Here is a 17,971-nt window from a genome sequence, read left to right on the forward strand (position 1 = left end):
GGGAAGAGTAAAATTATTCGGGGCGTGTCAGTGTGCGACCGTATCTTTTTGAAACGATATCATAGAAGCCTAAAGAGTTGTACAATTTTTTAGTCGCTACGTTATTAACACCTGTCTCTAACTCAATCCCATTAAATTCTTTCTGTTCTGCCCAATAAAGCACGTTTAATAATAATTTTCTAGCAATGCCTTGTCTTCTGTATGCTTTCTTAACATACAGATCATTTAGCCAAATATAAGCACCGCCTTTATCTAACCCGATACCACTGTTTAAAAAAGCAGCGCCTACAAAGAGATGATCACGTTCAGCAACAAAAAATTCTGCTCCTGAATCTGTGTTTAAAGCGGTGGAGATAGTGTTGGCTAAAGCGTTTTTTTCGACGTTAGCACTGAGGCTTTCCATCTGCTCACTCATCAACGTTGTGAGGCCATTAATGATTATTTTATCAGCGGGTTTTTCCACTTTATAAACTCTCATGCTCGTTCTCCTCCTTTAATCTCGTGATTCAAAGTTGGTGGAGCTTTTATCAGATAAGCGTCCGTAAAAACCCGTCTCAAAATAGAGAGGAGTGCTAACTCTATTTAGGCGGTAGATAACGGACGCTAATGTCCTGATTAACTCAACTACCAATCAGTAGGGAGAAGAACGAAAATTCCCACTGATTGAAGGTTCGTTTTATTAGAGTCAGTGTCTTAAGACAACAGGTGTCATTTCGTTTGAAAGTTAAAAAAATCTTCAAGAAAAACAGCTATTCCGTCCTTCTCGTTCGTGTCTGTCTGATAGTTAGACACTCCTTTCAATTCATCAATTGCATTGTCCATTGCTACCCCGTACCCAGCATATTCAAGCATTTCTAAATCATTATCTTCATCCCCAAATGCAATGATTTGCTGTTGGGGAATTTGATAATGTTCAGCAATTTTTTGTAGTCCAATGGCTTTATTTAATCCTGACTTTACAATTTCTATAACGTTCCAAGGAGCACCCCATGAACGTTGTTCAATGACTTCAGCATGGGCATCAGATAATAAATCTCTTAACTCACTGTGATGGTGATCCTCAGGATGAATTAATAAAGAAGTAGGATCTTTAGTTAATAATCGATGAAGATTTCCATAGTCTGAAGGCGATTGATTTAGTGTGAAAGCATCAGCAAAACCCTTATTTAAGTATCTTAGGTAGTAATCGTCTATCACTTCTACCATAATATTTTTTACACGGAAAGTTTCACATGTTTCTATAATTGTTTTAGCAACTTCTTTCTCAAGAGGTGTATGAATGGTATGAAATGTCTCGGGAGCTATAGGATGATGGATGAAGGCACCGTTGAAATTGACTATTGGACTGTCTAATGCTAGTTGTTGATAATAATCTTTACTCGCTCTGTAGGGCCGTCCTGTAGCAATGACGACTTTATGACCAGCTTCTCTCGCTTTAAAAAGTGCAGCTCGATTTCGCGCTGAGATTGTTTTATTATCGGTCAGTAAAGTGCCGTCAAGATCAACGGCGATTAAGTGGGAATCCATATGTGCCTCCTGTCATTAATGGTAAAAATTGTTTTAATGTCATTTCCATCTTGTGTACAACGCATTTTCCATTATAATCATGTTATAAATATACTATAACATGCTTCAGGTATGTTAAAATATGTGTGTGCGATTTTTTGGAGCATTATTAAAAATAGTTTTTAATTGAAGGCTAATGATAGGGGATAGAAAAATGGAACAATTCTTTTCGACGTTCTCTGCACGGACTATATGGACACCAGAACTTATTGTCATTTTGCTAGGCGTAAGTTTAATTTATTGGTTGCTTATCACTAAATTTAGAGATATTTTCCCTCACTCAAAACCGGTATCTTCACGGAGGATTTTATATTTTCATTTAGGGTTACTAGCCATTTATTTAGGTTTCGGGGGCCCTTTATATGTGTTAGGCCATATCATGCTTAGTATGCATATGTTGTCCATGGCAATAGTCTATCTCATTGCCCCGCCGTTGTTATTGCTTGGTATTCCTTCATGGTTTTTTAGATATTTTACACGTTTTAACGTGGTGCGGGGATTTTTTAAAATTTTCGGTTACCCGATATTAGGTCTTATACTTTTCAATGCCGTCTTTTCATTCTATCATATGCCATTTACATTCGATTTTTTGATGACGAACGAAGGATGGCATAATGTGTATCAGAATGGTATGTTGCTAACAGCTATCCTCATGTGGTGGCACATTATTCCACGAATTGAAACAAACTATAACTTATCGGAACTAAAGCGGATTGGTTATATGTTTGCAAGTGGGGTATTATTTACACCTGCATGTGCCTTAATTATTTTTTCAGGCACAGCGTTGTACGCGACGTATACAGATGCATCAGCTTGGGCAGTAGCTATGAGTTATTGTCTCCCTCCTGGAGCGACGATTCCATTCGAAGTTTTTTCAGGAGAACAATCATTAACATTATTAAGTCCTTATCACGATCAACAGTTTGGCGGAGCGATGATGAAAGTGATTCAGGAATTAACGTATGGTGTGGCGATTGGTTCTACGTTTAAAACTTGGATGAAACGTGACCGAGAAATGACGCCGAAAATAGAGATAAAAGAATATGACATGTATCAAGGCCAAGGTTAATTGGAAAGAGGGATCACATGAAAAAACATTTACTTTTTGGAGGGCTTATCACGGTCATCCTATTGATAAGCGGATGTAGTTTTTTATATGAAGATACGTCAGAGTCTTCACAAAGTGAGGCTGTTATAGATGTTAGCACAGCTGAAGAAGCCTGGGAAATCACAGACTTTGTGGCTGTTAACCAAGACGGTGAAGACGTCACGAATGAGTCATTAGAGGGAGAGTGGTGGTTAACGAAAACTATCTTTACGCGCTGTCCCACTGTCTGCATGGTGATGACTCCCAATATGGCTGAACTGCAACAAACGCTTGAAGAAGAGGAGATTAATGTGAGGGTTGTATCATTCACTGTTGACCCTGAATTTGATACACCAGAGCGCTTAAAAGATTACGGTGAGGCGTATGGGGCAAACTTCGAAACATGGGATTTTCTAACGGGATATACCTTTGAAGATATTACTACGCTAACATTAGATTCTTTAAAAGCACAACTACAAAAGTTACCGGAGCAGAATGACATTATGCATCCAACGAGATTTTATCTTGTCAATCCAGATGGGCAGATCGTTAGGATGTACAGCGGGGAAAGTAGTTTTGATCTTGATGTGACAGTAGATGATATAAAATCAGTCGTAAATCAATAAGCAGTTGTCCTAGCGGACAACTGCTTTTTTAAGAGGACTTTCTCTTTGCATAATATAACTTTAAGGAACATTAAATCTAGCTAACATTCGTGACAAAAAAGACAAGTAAAATCCTGATGGGCCGAGCTTGTGATTAATAAAACCTCGTTTTCGTTCCTTTTTTATAAAGCTAAACTAACAATCAGTGGGGGTTGAAGGAGACCCTCACTGATTGTTAGTTTAACTTATCGGACTTTAGAGTGGGATAAACCTGTTCGCCTCTTTACTTTTTTAGATTAAGAAGTCGTGTCAATAATTGTGTCATTAGCGAAAGTGAAATAGACGGATATTTTTCGGTTAGATGCAGAAGAGCGCTCATTTTGGGAATATAGGGGAAAATTTTCCGATTATCCAAAGTAAAACGTCCCATTTTTCAGATTTTCCGAGTCATTAGCGGAATCTCTCCGCCTATTTAAGCTATTGTCATGGCTAATTAACCATTTAAAAGAATATATTCCGTCTATTTCTCAGATCGGCTTCTTAATCTGATCCCAAAACTGTGTGAAGGAATCCTCATGATCCGAGAGGTCGGAACTAAGGGTAGGCTGGTCCAGGTCATCTCTGAACAATCGGCCTACCACCTGCTGAACTTCTTTAGTTATATGAGGAGCTGGACAAGCATTCCTTAATGGGTATTGTCGTCGCATTAGTATAATTGTAAATTAACGAAGCCACCTTTGATTGGGTATTTATTTAAATACTAAGAAGTTTGGTTCTGAGATTTCATTTTATGGAACACTAGTGTTTATTTTTGATTGTAAAAATATTGCGGTTACTATTATTATTAAAGATAATAGATTAAAGTGTTATTTTAGTTAGTGTCATGTTTGTATTGGCAAAGAGGAGTGGTCAATGGTGTATACGTTAAGGGAACCGATAAAAATTAGTGAAGCAATTGAAAGAGTTATGAGCTTCTCAAAGGAAGGTGGAGAGGAGTGGGTCGATCTAGCAGAAGCAGAAGGAAGGTACCTTGCTAGAAATGTGACTGCTGATCATCCTGTTCCACCTTTTGATCGATCACCGCTCGATGGTTTTGCTGTCAGAAGTGCAGACACAAAATTAGCATCTACTGACAACCCAGTTTTCCTTAAAGTAGTAGAAACGGTAGGAGCAGGTCATGTATCTACTGAGACGTTACGTCCAGGTGAAGCGGTAAGGGTCATGACAGGCACTATTATGCCTGAAAATTGTGATGCAGTTGTCATGTTTGAATTAGCGGAAGAGATTGAGGAAAATGAGTTAGAATGGATTAAAATTACACGACCGTTTAAAGCAGGTGACTATGTTTCTAAACAGGGTGAAGAAACGAAAGAAGGAGATATTGTCATAAACAAAGGAGCGTGTATTACACCAGGTGTCATTGCGGTGTTGGCCACGTTTGGTTATGATAAGGTACCGGTAACAAAGCGTCCAGTCATTGGTATTTACGCAACAGGTACTGAACTTCTTGATGTAAGTGAACCATTACAGCCTGGAAAAATAAGAAATAGCAATGCATACATGGTCATATCCCAAATTCGACAAGCAGGGGGAGAGCCTGTATATTTTGGCAAATTAAAAGACGACTTTAATCTCTGCTATCAAGCAGTGGAAGAGGCGTTAGACAAAGTGGATGCTTTGATTACAACAGGTGGGGTCTCTGTAGGTGATTTTGATTTCCTTCCTGAAATTTATAAAAAACTAGGAGCTCAGCTTTTATTCAACAAGATTGCTATGCGTCCAGGAAGTGTCACAACAGTTGCAGAAAAACAAGGGAAATTACTATTTGGATTGTCTGGAAACCCTTCAGCCTGCTTTGTAGGATTTGAATTATATGCTAGACCATGGATAAGAAAATGGCTCCGTTCACCAAAGCCATATTTACAAACGGTCAAGGGACGGTTAACGGTTGATTTCCCGAAGGCTAACCCATTTACCCGATTTATCCGCAGTAAAGTTGCCTTCGAAAAAGGACGCGTGATTGCAGAACCAATCGGTATGGATAAATCACAAGTTGTCACGTCTCTCGCTTATGCCGATGCTCTTGTAGCTGTCCCTGGAGGAACTCGTGGCTACGAGGCCGGAGATGACGTAGACATACTCATGTTAATGACAGAAGGTAGTAGTATGCCATTAAGAGATCCTGAAAAACAGAGGAAATGAGTATGATCATTCATCAGGTGATAGGCTATAGCAATTCGGGAAAAACGACCATAATGGCAGCACTAATTAAAAGATTATCAGCTTCTAGTTATAAGATAGGGACGATTAAACATCATGGTAAGCCGACGGCACTGACGAGAGAAGTAGAGGATAAAGATACGTCGCACCATCGACGTGCTGGGGCTGTCTCTACACTGGTGACGTCTGATTCAGAATTTATTTGGGACTCTCAATTAGCTTACGAATTTTCATTGAAGGATTATATTAATCTCTATCGTCATAAAGGGGAAATAGACATTCTTTTAATTGAAGGTTATAAACATGAGACCTTCCCAAAAACATTATTAATCCGTCATGAAGAAGATATGTCACTTTTAGAACAAGCAGTTGAGGTGAAAGCTGTCATCTGCTACGAGGAAAAATTGTTAGATGTATTAGTGAAAAGGACTAATATTCCTTTATTTACTTTTCATCGTTTAGAAGAGTACGTATCATGGTTTAGGTCAACTATTATAGGGAAGGGAGAGGATGAGAATAAATTATTTTGAGATTTGTCAAGAGCCGATAAAAATTGAGGAAGTTGTTGCGAAGGTTGAAGATAGAAATGCAGGAGCTATAACGACATTTATCGGAACAGTAAGAGAAATGACAAAAGGAAAAAAAACGGTTTTTCTAAAATACGATGCCTACATTCCTATGGCTGAAAAGAAGCTATCACAAATTGGCGACGAAATTAAAGCAAGCTTTCCAGAAGCGAAAGTAGCTATTACTCATAGGGTTGGCTCACTAAATATATCAGATATTGCAGTCGTTATCGCAGTATCTACTCCGCATAGAGAAGATGCTTTTACAGGGAGTAAGTACGCGATTGAAAGAATTAAAGAAATCGTTCCAATATGGAAAAAAGAGCATTGGGAGGATGGAGAAAAGTGGATTGGTGATCAACTAGAACAAACCTCTTATCCCAATGGGAAACCTGAAAAGGAGATATAAACTATGATACACGTTCTACTTTTTGCGGATTTGGAAGAGAAAATAGGAAAACGTACGTTAACGATTAATGAAACATCGATCACATTATCAGTACTAAGGAGTAAATTGCTGGCTGAGTATCCAAATGTGACTGGACTTTCGTCAGCGGTGATGGCTATTAATGAAGAATATGCCAATGAAACAGCAGTTGCGAAAGAGGGCGATCAAGTAGCCTTTATCCCCCCAGTGAGTGGCGGATGATGTCATTAAATGTTCACAAATTGATGTGATACTTTTCACAGAATCAGTTGACCCTTTTAGCTATACTAAAAAGGTATTCGTCGGGTGAATCATAGTCGGCGAAGCATAGCTTTACTTCCTTTTTAGTAGAAAACCCAACGTTATTTGCATATCGTTTACCCCAAAGACGGTAATGCTGCCAGATAATAACGTGGCAAACCGAAAACATGTGAATGTATGAAATTTTGTTCATTAATGACCCCCAATCATTATGAACAGCTGCGTCTGCAATAGCAGGCGCTTTTTTTTTGCTATCTAAAGTTTTTATTTTCGTATGGTGCAAGTGAGTTTTCGAGTGAAGACTAAAGGTTATTCTCCCCTACATTTTTGTTTTAATTGACATTATTGGGATGTTCACGCTGTGCATACGAACGTAAGGTTTTAAAATTGTGAATAATTAAGCGTCCTTTTTCCTGACTAATGATGCCTTTATTTTTCAATTGATTCATCATTCGCGTCACACTCTCTCTTGTAGCGCCAAAGAAATTCCCTAATTCCTCATGAGTTAATTTTACATCAACGTAAACGCCGTTATGGTGCTCAAGGCCATAGTCGTCAGCTAAGCGGAGAAGAGTGGCACATAAGGCGCTTAACTTGTTATACAATGCTATATCTCTTAATGTTGTTTGTGCGGTACGTAAGCGTTCAGCCATGATTTGAAAAAGAGGAAAAACTAATTCTGGATGATGCGAGAGGTGCTTTTCTAAGTCATCGTTTCGTATTAATGAGACAGCACCACTCTCAATAACAGTAGCGGTTGCTGGGTATGTTTTTTCTTTGCTACAAAACAACGCCACTTCTGCGAACAGATCTTTTGCTTGACGAAGACAAAGGACAATCTCTTTGCCGTCTTTACTACTTTTTGTAAGCTTTACTTTTCCTTCATGGATATAATAGAGGGCTCGTGCCTGTTCGGATTCCCTAAATAACACATCTCCCTTCGTAATCGTTTTATACTGTACAATGAGTTGCAATTGCTCTTTCATATCCTCAGATAGTGGAGCAAAGACAGGAATAGAACGCAGAAAGGTGTCCGAAGCCATCGTCATCATCCCTTTCAATTATTTCTTATTTTTTACTTAAGTTTAACAAATAAATTAGAATTAGGTAATATCAATTAGTCTCTCTTACTTGAAAATATGAGGCATTTCCGATAATGTGTTTCTTAACAGATAGGAATCATTAAGCCCTATTTGTATAAGTGCGCTTAGATCGAGTTATTGGAGGGAAAAGATATGAACATGACAGTGACGAATGATGCTGTTGAATGGTTTAAAAAAGAGTTAGATGTGGAGTCTGGAGATCATGTACAGTTTTTTGTCCGTTATGGTGGATGTGGAAACTTCCAATCTGGCTTCTCTTTAGGTGTCGCTGTCAAAGCCCCAGATGAAGAAGCAGTGTCTGACGACAAGGAAGGAATCCATTTTTATGTGGAGCAGAAAGATGAATGGTATTTTGACGGCGCAGATTTTGAAGTCACTTACGATAAAGAGGAGCAAGAAATTAAATATAACCACGGATAAGTAGCAAAAACCTTTAATTCTGTTTTAAGGGTTATAGACGTCCACCTTAGGCGTTTAGCTAATAGGTGAAGGCCGAGGCACTAGCTGATATCTCGATGTATCATCTTGCTGAAACCAGTTGGTAGTGTGTTTCTATAAATTGAATAAAGAACTGGAAAGACGTACGTTGAAGTTCGCTATAAGGGTGGTTGTCATATTAACGTTCAATTATTATGAGATGGCATTCGTATGTTGAAGTATCACGGTCTATCACGATATAAACGAAAGGGCCATCGAAAGAACAATTCTGATTACCATTATCCTTATAGGTTATAAGCAGCTTAGAGATATGAAACACAAGAGGGGACTAGACTAAGAAACTGTCATATAAGTGAAAGGTCGGGGGTGTCATCCCTCCGACCTCTATTTAATGGTTTTTATTCGATTTTATTATAACTCGTTCAGCTAGTTGATGCTTGAAGAAATTTGCTTCCTTGGAGCACGTCTCACCACCTCCCAGGTTAGGTTTTGTTAGGTAAGGGAGGGGTTCTTAAGTGTTGATTTTCTTAGCCTTTAGTTAATTGTAAAATATAGAAACTGTATGGTTTAAGTTGAATGTTCATTGTTGTTTTGATTTCTTGGGCACTCCACAAATCATTTATCGTTTTATTTTGAAATGCCATCGGAAGTGTTGCGTCTTTCACTTCATCATGTTTATTAATCATGATAAGAATCAGACTATCATGATCACTTTTCTGATAAGAAAGAATGTTTTCATCTTTTGAATCTGCTATAAAAGAAAAACCCTTATTTGTTCTAAAAAGTTTGAACTGTTTTCGTAATAAGATCAATTTTTTTACAAAGTCAAACATATCTAAATCTTGATCTTCTTTGTTCCAAATCATACACTTTCTAGATTCAGGTTCCATACCGCCTGTCATAGATATCTCATCACCATAATAAATACATGGTGTGCCGGCCATTGTAAATTGAACGAGCATTTGAAGTTTCACTTTATCTTTATTGTTTTGACTGACAGTAAGGATGCGAGGCGTATCGTGGCTTCCTAACAGGTTAAATTGAACATCATTAATAGTTTCTGGGTACATATTAGTTATTTTTGTGACCACCTGTTCAAACTCTTGTTGACTTATTAAATCGTTTGCGAAAAAATCATTAACGGCTGCTGTTAATGGGTAGTTCATGACTGCATCAAACTGATCACCTTGTAACCATGGCATAGAGTCATGCCAAATCTCTCCTAGAATATAAGCATCCGGTTTCACTTGTTTTACGACTCTTCGAAACTCTCTCCAAAAAGAATGATCCACTTCATTCGCAACATCTAACCGCCAACCATCAATATTAAATTCTTCAATCCAATATCGGGCAACTTTTAATAAATACGCTTTAACCTCTTCGTTTTCTGTGTTTAATTTAGGCATAGACGGGACATAACCAAACGTATCATAATTGGGAGAACCGGTTGTGTTTATAGGAAAGCCATGTAAATGAAACCAATCTTTATATCGTGACTTTTCTTGATTTTTAATAACATCTTGAAAGGGTTCGAAGTAAAAACCACTGTGGTTAAACACGGCATCAAGCATCACCCGAATGCTTCTTTTATGACATTGATTAACAAGTTCCTTAAATGTTTCTTTATCCCCAAACTGTGGATCAATTTCCATATAGTCGATCGTGTCATATTTATGATTAGAATGAGCCGAGAAAATAGGTGTAAAATAAATCCCTGTAATCCCCAGTTCCTCTAAATAATCTAATTGATTCATGACACCTTGAAAATCTCCACCAAAGAAGCTATGTTGCGTTGGTTCGGTGCTCCCCCATGGTAGAGTCCCTTTCGGGTTAATAGAAGGATCACCATTGGCAAAACGTTCGGGAAAGATTTGGTACCATACAGTAGAATTCACCCAATCAGGCGGTGAAAAAACATCGATACCATTAAGATAAGGAAAACAGAAATAGAAAATGGCATCCCTTGGTTTGGATTGGTAGAACCCTTTCTCCGTGAAGTAAAGCGTTTCTCCGGATCCTTCCAATTGAAATCCATATCTCAGACGATTATGAGATGGTTGTATCTCAACAATCCAATAATCATAGAGATCATCCCTTCCGTTAAAAGACATACTTTTAGTTTGGGAAATCCAACAATCTTCTTCAGGGTCATAGTCATACGGATCTCCATATATAAGCTGAGCTCTATCCACGTCATGTTTTTTCGTCTTCAGCTTAATATGAAGAGTTTTTTCGTCTACTGCATAGGCAAATTCATTTTTAGGTCGATGATAAATAGCTTCTTTAAACATTATTTTCACGCCCCTGTTCATTTAGTTAAATTAAATAAAAAAAGGCACAACCATGATTTAGGTTGTACCTTTGGGTAGCATTGCCTTGTTATTTAACGTATGTTCATGGTTAGTTTACTACCACTACATTCACATGTCAATTGTTAAAATGCATATGGATTAATGATTCAGAATAGAGATTTATGAGCACATACTCTCCCTACAGTTGGGTCCCACGCTGACCTGTTTAAAGGAACGGAAGTGGCATTTCATAAAGGCAAACAGTCAATTTTTCAATTTAATAGTTAAAATTTAATGAAGGTTGCGAAAAGAGAATTTAAATATTGATGATATGGTAATGTGTTCCAGTGGAGGAAGGGAACATTATGCAAACCACTGTCCATAAAGGGTGAGGTTAATCCTGTGGTATAATCAACAAGATATGCAAACGTAATTCAAGAAAAAAATTGAAAAATAAAATTATTTTGGGAAAAATGAATGGAAGGTTAAAAAACGATTGTAAAAAGAATAACATCACGGAAAATTAGGCTAAAGTTCTCAAATAACAAAGGATTAACAAATTACAAAAAATGATAAAAAGGTGAAATCGTTTTTAATTATTAAAAAAAGGTTGTGTTAATGTTTCGCCTAGATGTATAATAAATTTACAAAGTGATGCAAACGATTTCACAAGATATGAATGAAGTCGTCAATGGTCATTTTTTATTGCGCAAACGGTTGTCTTATAAATCCCATCCCTCTTCTCAGTTTCTGTGACGAAGTTCATTCTTTATTAGATGAGAACCTATTTGATGCCTCAAGATAAAAATGAAAATTAACACAAACAAAACGTTTGAAAGCGATTACGTTCTGTTAGGGGATTTTTATATTTTCATATTTTTATATGAATGAGGCAGTTGAAAATAGGTTAGATAAGACACGAATTGCGCATGAAAAACTTAAAAATATTTAGGGGGAAACCAAATGTTAAAAAGTAAATCTTTCTTAATGTCGTTGATTTTAGTGTCTTCGATAGGGTTGGTTGCATGTGGTGGAGGAAATAATGACGAAGTAAACGCTCCAGCGAATGATTCTGAAACAGACAATATGAATAATGAGACAGTCACTGGAGAGGGAGACGTTCCTGAAAAGCCAGAACAACTTACAATGTGGGTAAATGATGAAGATGCACAAATTGATGCTTTGGAAGAAATTACTGCAAAATTCACTGAAGAATATGGTATTGAAGTGAATCTAACTCCTTATTCAATGGTAGATCAAGTCGAAGCTATTTCATTGGATGGCCCTGCTGGTCAAGGTCCAGATCTATTCTTCCAACCTCATGACCGTATGGGGGACATTCATGAACAAGGTTTAGCGGCAGAATTAGAATTAACTGATGATCAATTAGATCGTCTATCTAAGTACAATGAAGAAGCTGTTCAATCATTCAACTATGAAGGAATTCAGTACGGAATTCCAGCTGTTGTTGAAACTTACGCTCTTTTCCGCAATACGGAACTTGTTCCAGAAGCACCGGAAACGATCGATGAATTGATGGATATTGCACGGGACTTAACAGATGGAAACAATTATGGTTTCTTAATGGAAGCAACAAACTTCTATTTCACATATCCTTTCTTAACTTCTTCAGGTGGATATGTATTTGGTCAAGAAGAAGACGGAACTTATGATTCTGAAGATATTGGGTTGAATTCACCAGGCGCTGTTGAAGGTGCTGAAGTTATTCAATCTTGGTTTGAAGAAGATCTGATGCCTAACGGAATTGATGCAGACATCATGAATGGTCTTTTCACAAGCGGTCAAGTTGGTATGGTTGTAACAGGTCCATGGTCTATTCCTGATTATGAAGAGGCTTTAGGTGACAACTTTGAAATTTCAACACTACCTGAGCAAGATGGTGAAGTATTAAGTTCTTTCTCTGGTAACAAAGGTTGGTTAGTAAACTATTATACTGAAAATGAATACTGGGCTACAGAATTAGCGTTGTTCCTAACAAATGCTGAAAACTCAGAAACTTATTTTGACATTGCTGGAGAGCTTCCTGCTCATACCGATGTTGAAATCGAGGATGAGTTCATGAGTCCAATTTTCGAGCAAGCACAACATGCTGAGCCAATGCCTAACATTCCAGAAATGTCTCAAGTTTGGGAACCGATTGGTGATGCCCTTGAATTCATCTCACAAGGAGATGATCCACAAGAAGTTCTTGATGAGGCAGTTGAACAGATCAAAGAACAAATCTCAATTATGAATTAATATATAGGAGAAAGTCGGGGGGAGACATATTTACTCTCCCTCCTAATTTTTCACAGGAGGAAGCTAATATGGCTAAGATAAACAGTCAATACGAGCAGGATACTTTAGTCAATCCCAAGCATAATCCGACTGTAGCTGCGCTGCTTTCAGTTATTCCAGGGCTAGGGCAAATGTATAACAAGCGATATATTAAAGGTGCCGTCTTGTTCATTCTCTTTGCTGCTTTTATGGTTGTGATGATAGAGTTTATAGGTTCCGGATTACAAGGGTTGGTTACACTTGGTGAAGTGCCCAGACAAGACGATTCCAGAGTCTTTTTAAGTAACGGGATTCTTTCGTTAATTATTGTCGCCTTCTTTTTAAGTTTCTACATTTTGAATATCCAAGATGCTTATAAAGACGCAAAGAGAATTCAATTAGGTTGGAAAGTACCGAATATTAGAGAAGGGTTTCGTAATGCGTGGGATACAGGTTTTCCTTACATGCTAATCGGGCCAGGGCTATTTCTACTAATATTTGTTGTTGTTTTCCCTTTACTATTCATGGCGTTCTTAGCATTTACTAACTATAATTTATATAATGCACCACCGCGTCATATATTACAGTGGGTTGGACTTGAAAACTTTATCAATTTATTCACCATAAATGAGTGGAGAAATACTTTTGTTAGTGTATTGTCATGGACCTTAATTTGGACGTTTGTAGCGACTACTTTGCAAATTGCCCTAGCAATGTTCTTGGCAGTTATTGTTAATGATCCAAGGTTAAAGTTTAAAAAACTGATTAGAACAGTGTTCATTTTACCTTGGGCTGTTCCGGCCTTTGTAACAATCATTATCTTTTCAGCTATTTTCAATGACAACTTTGGCGCCATTAACTTGCAAATTATTGAACCTTTATTCAACACACGAATTGCATGGTTACAGGATCCGTTCTGGACTAAAGTTGCTTTAATTATGATTCAAGTTTGGCTTGGTTTTCCATTTGTATTCGCTTTGTTTACAGGAGTTCTTCAAGGAATTTCCTCTGATTGGTATGAAGCAGCAGATATTGATGGAGCCAATAGAATGCAGAAATTCCGTAATATCACATTTCCGCACTTGATGTTCGCTACTGCACCACTATTGATCATGCAGTATTCATTTAACTTTAACAACTTTAATATTATTTACTTATTTAACCAAGGTGGACCAGCTGTTCGAGGTCAAACAGCCGGTGGTACAGATATTTTGATTTCTTGGATTTACGGGTTGACGTTCGAAACCCAACAGTTTAATATGGCTGCAGCCATTTCTATTATTTTAGGAATACTTGTAGCGACGTTTGCGTTCTTCCAATTCCGTCGTTCTCGTTCCTTTAAAGAGGAGGGAACTTTCTAATGAGTATAAAAACAGGAAAGAAACCAATAAGTAGCAAAAATAAAAATCTTATAGAATTAATAGGGATTTACACAGTTGTTGCAATTATGTTTGTCATCATTCTTTATCCTTTAGTTTGGGCATTTGGATTATCCCTTAATCCGGGGCGCGGACTTTATGGTGCGCAAATTATACCTGAAAACTGGTCGTTAGTGCATTATGAATGGTTGTTCTTTGATCCTAGAAGTGACTATTTAATTTGGTATAAGAACACATTAATTATTGCAGTTTCAGTTTCCTTTTTAGCCACTTTTTTTGTAGCTTTGACCGCTTACGCTTTCTCAAGATACCGTTTCAAGGGACGAAAAAATGGTTTGTATGCGTTTTTGCTCTTGCAAATGTTCCCTATTTTAATGGCGATGGTGGCCCTATATATCTTGTTGAACACAATAAATTTATTGGATAGTTTGATCGGTTTAATTATTATCTATGTAGGTGGGGCTATCCCAATGAATGCCTTTCTTGTAAAGGGCTATTTTGACACACTGCCAAGAGAGCTGGATGAATCAGCTAAAATCGATGGAGCCGGTCACTTCCGAATATTTTTTCAAATCTTGCTTCCATTAGCAAAACCAATATTAGCCGTTGTAGCCTTGTTCAACTTCATGGCACCTTTTATGGACTTTCTTTTGCCGCGAATCGTTCTGAGAAGTCCGGAAAATTACACATTAGCTCTTGGGTTGTTTAACTTTGTAAACGATGAATTTGCTAATAACTTTACTCGTTTTGCCGCAGGAGCAATTTTAATTGCTGTTCCAATTGCATTGGTTTATTTGTTCTTACAACGCTACCTAATTTCAGGATTAGCATCTGGCGCAACCAAAGGTTAATCGTTAAATGTTTTAAGGGTTATCCTCCACTAAGGTACGTAGCGGAGGGGAGAACGTTTAATCAGGTGACGTCGAGACGCTATCTGATTTCTCAATGCTCCAGATTGCTTAAACGAGTTCGCTTGAAAATAAGAATACTGAGATATGAGAAGGAGGCATGTTCCTTATCTCATATCTCTTTTTAGTTAGTATTATATTGAAAAAATGGTTTAAATAGGTTTACATTAGTTGAATTATTTGCTATTCTTTATTGAGAAAGCGCTTTCATAAAATTGGAGGGCAATGTCTTTGTGATTGTGTGTAATAGCGCAAAGCAACCCCGCACCTTACTGTGTAAGGTGCTTTTTGCATCTTAAGAGAAAGGAGAGAAGAAAACGCACATTTAAAAATCCAAGGAGGGAAAATGAAATGAGGAAAAAGACTCTAAAGAGGTTGTTAACTTTGGTAGTAGGGTTAGTTATTTTGAGTGGATTAAGTATACTAGATTTTTCTATAACAAGTGCAAGTGCACAGCAAGCAACAGATCGTTCAAATAGTGTAAACTATTCAACAGATGTCATTTATCAAATTGTAACAGATAGGTTTTACGATGGTGATGAAAGTAACAACCCATCAGGAGAACTTTATTCGGAAGATTGTAAAAACTTAAGAAAATATTGTGGTGGAGATTGGCAAGGGATAATAGATAAAATAGATGATGGTTATCTAACGAACATGGGTGTGACGGCACTATGGATCTCACCCCCAGTTGAAAATATTTTTGAAACGATTGATGATGAGTTTGGGACAACTTCTTATCACGGTTATTGGGCACGAGATTATAAGAAAACGAACCCTTTTTTCGGAAGCACAGAAGATTTTGAAAGGTTAATAGAAACTGCACATAGTCACGATATTAAAATTGTTATTGATTTAGCTCCTAACCATACATCACCTGCAGATTTTGATAATCCTGACTATGCCGAAAATGGTGTCTTATATGATGATGGTAACTATTTGGGTTCGTATTCAGATGATTCTGATTTATTTTTATATAACGGCGGAACAGATTTCTCTAACTACGAAGATGAGATTTATAGAAATTTGTTTGACTTAGCTAGTTTTAATCATATCAACTCTGAGTTGAATAATTATTTAGAAGATGCAGTGAAAAAATGGTTAGATTTAGGTATAGACGGGATTCGCATCGATGCTGTAGCTCACATGCCACCAGGTTGGAAAAAAGCTTACATGGATACTATATATGACCACAGAGCGGTATTTACTTTTGGAGAATGGTTTACTGGACCTTCTGGAAATGAGGATTACACTAAATTTGCAAATAATAGTGGCATGAGTGTATTAGATTTCCGCTTTGCTCAAACTACACGAAATGTCATCGGTAACAATAATGGAACGATGTATGATATTGAAAAGATGCTAACAGACACAGAGAATGACTATGATCGTCCTCAAGATCAAGTTACTTTTCTTGATAATCATGACATGAGTCGATTTACGAATGGTGGTGAATCAACACGGACAACAGATATTGGATTAGCCTTAATGCTTACATCTCGTGGGGTGCCTACTATTTATTATGGAACAGAACAATACATGAAAGGTGATGGAGATCCAGGAAGCAGGGGAATGATGGCATCTTTTGATGAAAATACAGATGCTTATAAGCTAATTCAAAAATTAGCACCGTTAAGAAAAAGTAATCCTGCATATGGATATGGAACAACGACAGAACGTTGGATAAACGATGATGTCCTCATTTATGAAAGACATTTTGGCGAGAACTATGCTTTAATCGCCATAAATAGAAGCTTAAATACCTCCTATAATATCCAAGGGTTACAAACAGAGATGCCATCCAATTCATATGATGATGTATTAGATGGATTATTGGATGGGCAATCAATTGTTGTTGATAACAAAGGGGGAGTTAATGAATTTCAAATGTCTCCTGGAGAGGTGAGTGTATGGGAATTTGAAGCGGAAAATGTAGACAAGCCTTCAATTGGACAAGTTGGCCCAATAATTGGTGAGGCAGGACGAACTGTTACAATAAGTGGAGAAGGTTTCGGTTCTTCGCAGGGGACTGTTCACTTTGGATCCACTTCAGCAGAAATCCTTTCTTGGAATGATACGATCATTACCTTAACTGTGCCGAACAATGAAGCGGGATACCATGATATCACTGTTGTAACAGAAGATGAACAAGTAAGTAATGCCTATGAATTCGAAGTTCTTACGGCCGATCAAGTCACAGTTCGTTTTATCATAGACAATGCAGAAACGAAGCTGGGTGAAAACGTTTTCCTTGTAGGTAACGTTCATGAATTAGGAAATTGGGATCCAGAACAATCAGTTGGGAGATTTTTCAATCAAATTGTATACCAATATCCAACATGGTATTATGATGTGAATGTTCCTGCAAATACAGACTTAGAATTCAAGTTTATTAAAATAGATCAAGATAATAACGTCATTTGGCAGAGTGGAGCTAATCAAACCTATTCTTCACCAGAAAGTGGAACTGGTATTATAAGAGTTGATTGGTGAGTACACTCGAAGACAAATAAATTCTTAAAACGAATGTATACACTTAATTAAAAAAAGCGGCTTAAATGCGAGCAATTAAACTAGAAGAGTGATACCTACCAACTTATTGGTTAAGGTACCACTCTTCATTTTTCATTTAAGTGAGCTAAAAGGATTACTACTAATCCAGACTATAATCATCGAAAAAAGATTCCGTCCATTAAAGTAGGATGAGCGGGGTCTTTTTTGGTGAAATCCCGCTTTTTATATGCCAACTTCTCAATAGGGGGAATCCCGATCTGTGAAGTCAGTCGTAATAGTTTGCTAGAAGAGTTGCTGAAAAATCAGGTGGAGTTGCTGAAAATTAAGGG

At 37.4% G+C, this 17,971-nt stretch carries 15 protein-coding genes; 11 read left to right on the forward strand and 4 right to left on the reverse strand.

The features are described 5' to 3' along the window. Positions 1–13: 13 nt before the first annotated feature. The gene (locus BK581_RS19435; RefSeq protein WP_078579732.1) at positions 14–478 is read right to left on the reverse strand and encodes a GNAT family N-acetyltransferase; all 465 of its coding nucleotides are present in this window, start codon (positions 476–478) and stop codon (positions 14–16) included. A gap of 230 nt (positions 479–708) precedes the next feature. After that, positions 709–1,527: a Cof-type HAD-IIB family hydrolase gene (locus BK581_RS19440; RefSeq protein WP_078579733.1), complete on the reverse strand. Its 819-nt coding sequence runs from the start codon at positions 1,525–1,527 to the stop codon at positions 709–711. 193 nt (positions 1,528–1,720) lie between these two features. Between BK581_RS19440 and ctaG the strand changes: the two genes are divergently transcribed. The 6 genes from ctaG to moaD all read left to right on the forward strand — a co-directional run bounded on the left by ctaG (position 1,721) and on the right by moaD (position 6,693). Further along, positions 1,721–2,635, forward strand: a complete 915-nt coding sequence (ctaG, locus tag BK581_RS19445) for a cytochrome c oxidase assembly factor CtaG (protein ID WP_078579734.1) — start codon at positions 1,721–1,723, stop codon at positions 2,633–2,635. A 17-nt stretch (positions 2,636–2,652) separates the two neighbouring features. Continuing rightward, a complete protein-coding gene (locus BK581_RS19450) occupies positions 2,653–3,279 on the forward strand; it encodes an SCO family protein (protein ID WP_078579735.1) in 627 nt (208 codons plus the stop codon). Positions 3,280–4,170: 891 nt separating this feature from the next. Continuing rightward, positions 4,171–5,460: a molybdopterin molybdotransferase MoeA gene (locus tag BK581_RS19460; protein WP_078579737.1), complete on the forward strand. Its 1,290-nt coding sequence runs from the start codon at positions 4,171–4,173 to the stop codon at positions 5,458–5,460. 2 nt (positions 5,461–5,462) lie between these two features. Then, entirely contained in the window at positions 5,463–6,008 is a 546-nt protein-coding gene (mobB, locus tag BK581_RS19465; RefSeq protein ID WP_169837801.1) for a molybdopterin-guanine dinucleotide biosynthesis protein B, read from the forward strand. Beyond that, positions 5,989–6,453, forward strand: a complete 465-nt coding sequence (locus BK581_RS19470; RefSeq protein ID WP_078579739.1) for a molybdenum cofactor biosynthesis protein MoaE — start codon at positions 5,989–5,991, stop codon at positions 6,451–6,453. Before mobB ends, BK581_RS19470 begins: the two co-directional genes overlap by 20 nt. A 3-nt stretch (positions 6,454–6,456) precedes the next feature. Further along, on the forward strand, positions 6,457–6,693 hold the full coding sequence (gene moaD, locus BK581_RS19475; RefSeq protein ID WP_078579740.1) for a molybdopterin converting factor subunit 1: 237 nt from the start codon (positions 6,457–6,459) through the stop codon (positions 6,691–6,693). A gap of 371 nt (positions 6,694–7,064) precedes the next feature. On the opposite strand, the gene BK581_RS19485 is transcribed toward moaD, so the two are convergent. Further along, complete coding sequence (locus tag BK581_RS19485; protein ID WP_169837803.1) at positions 7,065–7,775, reverse strand: Crp/Fnr family transcriptional regulator; 711 nt, start codon at positions 7,773–7,775, stop codon at positions 7,065–7,067. Between the two features lie 192 nt (positions 7,776–7,967). Between BK581_RS19485 and BK581_RS19490 the strand changes: the two genes are divergently transcribed. Next, positions 7,968–8,255 (forward strand): HesB/YadR/YfhF family protein, encoded by a 288-nt coding sequence (locus BK581_RS19490; protein WP_078579743.1) that lies wholly within the window; start codon positions 7,968–7,970, stop codon positions 8,253–8,255. Positions 8,256–8,800: 545 nt separating this feature from the next. Here the strand turns inward: BK581_RS19490 and BK581_RS19495 are convergent. After that, complete coding sequence (locus tag BK581_RS19495) at positions 8,801–10,564, reverse strand: glycoside hydrolase family 13 protein (protein WP_078579744.1); 1,764 nt, start codon at positions 10,562–10,564, stop codon at positions 8,801–8,803. Positions 10,565–11,527: 963 nt separating this feature from the next. Between BK581_RS19495 and BK581_RS19500 the strand changes: the two genes are divergently transcribed. The 4 genes from BK581_RS19500 to BK581_RS19515 all read left to right on the forward strand — a co-directional run bounded on the left by BK581_RS19500 (position 11,528) and on the right by BK581_RS19515 (position 17,621). Further along, a complete protein-coding gene (locus tag BK581_RS19500; protein WP_078579745.1) occupies positions 11,528–12,823 on the forward strand; it encodes a sugar ABC transporter substrate-binding protein in 1,296 nt (431 codons plus the stop codon). A gap of 68 nt (positions 12,824–12,891) precedes the next feature. Then, the gene (locus tag BK581_RS19505) at positions 12,892–14,202 is read left to right on the forward strand and encodes a sugar ABC transporter permease (protein WP_078579746.1); all 1,311 of its coding nucleotides are present in this window, start codon (positions 12,892–12,894) and stop codon (positions 14,200–14,202) included. Then, positions 14,202–15,071 carry a sugar ABC transporter permease gene (locus BK581_RS19510; protein ID WP_276327428.1) on the forward strand — a complete coding sequence of 290 codons (870 nt, stop codon included), beginning with the start codon at positions 14,202–14,204 and terminating at the stop codon, positions 15,069–15,071. Before BK581_RS19505 ends, BK581_RS19510 begins: the two co-directional genes overlap by 1 nt. Before the next feature lie 408 nt (positions 15,072–15,479). After that, positions 15,480–17,621: an alpha-amylase family glycosyl hydrolase gene (locus tag BK581_RS19515; RefSeq protein ID WP_078579747.1), complete on the forward strand. Its 2,142-nt coding sequence runs from the start codon at positions 15,480–15,482 to the stop codon at positions 17,619–17,621. Positions 17,622–17,971 lie beyond the last annotated feature (350 nt).

This window comes from Salipaludibacillus agaradhaerens (assembly GCF_002019735.1).
Taxonomy (GTDB): Bacteria; Bacillota; Bacilli; order Bacillales; family Salisediminibacteriaceae; genus Salipaludibacillus; species Salipaludibacillus agaradhaerens.

Bases quoted from the DNA above. Each gene is read 5' to 3' on its own strand.
- BK581_RS19495 (WP_078579744.1), bottom strand. From the start codon at position 10,564: ATGTTTAAAGAAGCTATTTATCATCGACCTAAAAATGAATTTGCCTAT.
- mobB (WP_169837801.1), top strand. From the start codon at position 5,463: ATGATCATTCATCAGGTGATAGGCTATAGCAATTCGGGAAAAACGACC.
- BK581_RS19440 (WP_078579733.1), bottom strand. From the start codon at position 1,527: ATGGATTCCCACTTAATCGCCGTTGATCTTGACGGCACTTTACTGACC.
- BK581_RS19485 (WP_169837803.1), bottom strand. From the start codon at position 7,775: ATGGCTTCGGACACCTTTCTGCGTTCTATTCCTGTCTTTGCTCCACTA.
- BK581_RS19470 (WP_078579739.1), top strand. From the start codon at position 5,989: ATGAGAATAAATTATTTTGAGATTTGTCAAGAGCCGATAAAAATTGAG.
- BK581_RS19450 (WP_078579735.1), top strand. From the start codon at position 2,653: ATGAAAAAACATTTACTTTTTGGAGGGCTTATCACGGTCATCCTATTG.
- BK581_RS19500 (WP_078579745.1), top strand. From the start codon at position 11,528: ATGTTAAAAAGTAAATCTTTCTTAATGTCGTTGATTTTAGTGTCTTCG.
- BK581_RS19435 (WP_078579732.1), bottom strand. From the start codon at position 478: ATGAGAGTTTATAAAGTGGAAAAACCCGCTGATAAAATAATCATTAAT.
- ctaG (WP_078579734.1), top strand. From the start codon at position 1,721: ATGGAACAATTCTTTTCGACGTTCTCTGCACGGACTATATGGACACCA.
- BK581_RS19515 (WP_078579747.1), top strand. From the start codon at position 15,480: ATGAGGAAAAAGACTCTAAAGAGGTTGTTAACTTTGGTAGTAGGGTTA.
- BK581_RS19505 (WP_078579746.1), top strand. From the start codon at position 12,892: ATGGCTAAGATAAACAGTCAATACGAGCAGGATACTTTAGTCAATCCC.
- moaD (WP_078579740.1), top strand. From the start codon at position 6,457: ATGATACACGTTCTACTTTTTGCGGATTTGGAAGAGAAAATAGGAAAA.
- BK581_RS19490 (WP_078579743.1), top strand. From the start codon at position 7,968: ATGAACATGACAGTGACGAATGATGCTGTTGAATGGTTTAAAAAAGAG.
- BK581_RS19460 (WP_078579737.1), top strand. From the start codon at position 4,171: ATGGTGTATACGTTAAGGGAACCGATAAAAATTAGTGAAGCAATTGAA.
- BK581_RS19510 (WP_276327428.1), top strand. From the start codon at position 14,202: ATGAGTATAAAAACAGGAAAGAAACCAATAAGTAGCAAAAATAAAAAT.